General features: G+C 39.3%; 3 protein-coding genes. 2 read left to right on the plus strand and 1 reads right to left on the minus strand.

Annotation, left to right across the window (positions count from 1 at the left end):
- The coding region (locus VIP81_RS25925) for a hypothetical protein (RefSeq protein ID WP_331968086.1) at positions 1 to 186 on the minus strand (186 nt) is incomplete at its 3' end.
- A 708-nt stretch (positions 187 to 894) separates the two neighbouring features.
- Between VIP81_RS25925 and VIP81_RS25930 the strand changes: the two genes are divergently transcribed.
- Entirely contained in the window at positions 895 to 1,521 is a 627-nt protein-coding gene (locus VIP81_RS25930) for a DUF4136 domain-containing protein (protein WP_331968088.1), read from the plus strand.
- A gap of 21 nt (positions 1,522 to 1,542) precedes the next feature.
- Positions 1,543 to 1,922, plus strand: a 380-nt coding sequence (locus tag VIP81_RS25935; RefSeq protein ID WP_331968090.1) for a hypothetical protein, incomplete at its 3' end; no start/stop codon positions are given.

Genomic DNA, 1,922 nt, shown 5'->3' on the forward strand with positions numbered 1-1,922 from the left:
AAAAAGACCTTTTTCGTATAAATTTCCGTAACGACTATTTGAAAAAACAACGATGATGATGTAATTGTTATACCCAGGATTGATGGAAGAGAAAAAATTTGCAGCGCGGGAACACGCCGCATTTAAGCCATTTAAATTCCACGTTACGAAAAAGAAGTATCTTACACAATGCAGTGCTACCTTCACTCTTCACACGAACTAAAAGACTGCAGTGAGACTAAATACTAAATTAATCTGTTCTTAAACGAAGTAGATAAATTGCTGTTATGCGGATTGCTTAGGAGAAAAATATTCAGGGTGATAGCTGCAATTTAACAGCTTCTTTTATATCTGCCAAAAAATAAAATAATTAAACATCATCTAAACAATTATATGACTCGTGCTGTTTAAAATACATTCACCTAAAACAAGAAAAAACTTTATTTAAACATTTTTACAACTGACGGTGTTAGTCTTTATAACACCATCACCGAATACAAGGAACAATTGAATTAACCATCGATGACAGCAACGTCACAAACAAAAAGTATGAATTGTAGAATGAGAGAATATAGCGACTAAAAAATTCCAGATCCTAAGCATAGTTATGTAGCATCATCATCAATCAGCAAAGCCGTGTATTTAGCCATTTTGGCTGTCTGTAGAACACGAATTTTTATCCTCTGAAAAGAGATACGCACGACGTAACTCCTTTTCTCCCGGGATAAGAAAATGAATGATGTATTCGATCACGCTTAAATCATAACTATGAATGCAAACACATCTACGTCTTCCATCCATCAAGGCCCGTAATTAAGAGTCCTTTTAACAGACATCAGGTATCGCGACAATGGTACTGATTCCCGTAAAAGCCCTATAGGGCTGTATTTGCATTGATCTATTAAAAACACTGCGATGAAAAAATTTAGTCATCTCCTGTTACTGGCGCTAATAGTACTGGCGGCTTGCCGCAAAGAGCCGGACTTGTCTTCTCTATCGGGCAACTTCGTTGTACAAACAGACAGAGATCCGAACACGGACTTTACCAGTTTCAAAACCTTTTATATTTCGGATACAGTAGCTTATATCACCACAAATCCGAAAGATAGTATCCTGACAGACAACACCGCTAAACAGCTGGTAGCGCAGATCAGGAAAAACATGGAAGCAAGAGGATATACTTATGTACCCAGAAGTGCTAAACCAGATCTCGGTATCAATACGGTTGCCGTAAAAGATGTAACCATAGGTGTAGTATATCCTGGCTACTGGTGGGGATATCCGGGCTATTGGGATCCATGGGACTGGGGCTGGTATTATCCATATTATTATCCATGGGCCACTACCTATTCTGTTACTACCGGTAGTGTGATTGCTGAAATCATTGATGTGAAACATGCGCAGGCTAATCAGAAACTGGATGTGAGCTGGACCATGAACCTGAATGGTGCATTGGGTAGTTCTTCCAATACTAATCTGCAACGTGCACTGGATGGTATTGATCAGGCATTCGTACAGTCACCTTATTTGAAAGCCCAATAGTTCACTATAAAAAAGTAAATTATGAAAAAGTTTATTATACTGGCTATAGTGCTCACGCTGGGATCCTTACACAGTTTTTCGCAAGGGAGAATGAATAATTTATTCGGGCTTTCCTGGGAAATATCGATCCCTACGAACAACGACTTCCTCGACAAAACAAGTTTTGCAGGTGGCAAAGCAGAGTACAGGTACTTCCTCAAAAAAGCACCTATCTCCTTCGGCCTGGCCGCCAGCTGGAATTCTTACGAGCAATATATTCCAACACAGACGATCTACTACAAGAATAATAATTCAGCCATCACCACCGATATGGACAGGGTCATCTACACTGTACCTATCACGGCTACCGCTCATTATTATTTTAACTATGGCAAAAAAGTAATGCCATATGCAGGCGTAGG

The organism is Chitinophaga sp. (assembly GCF_036566945.1).
Lineage (GTDB): Bacteria > Bacteroidota > Bacteroidia > Chitinophagales > Chitinophagaceae > Chitinophaga.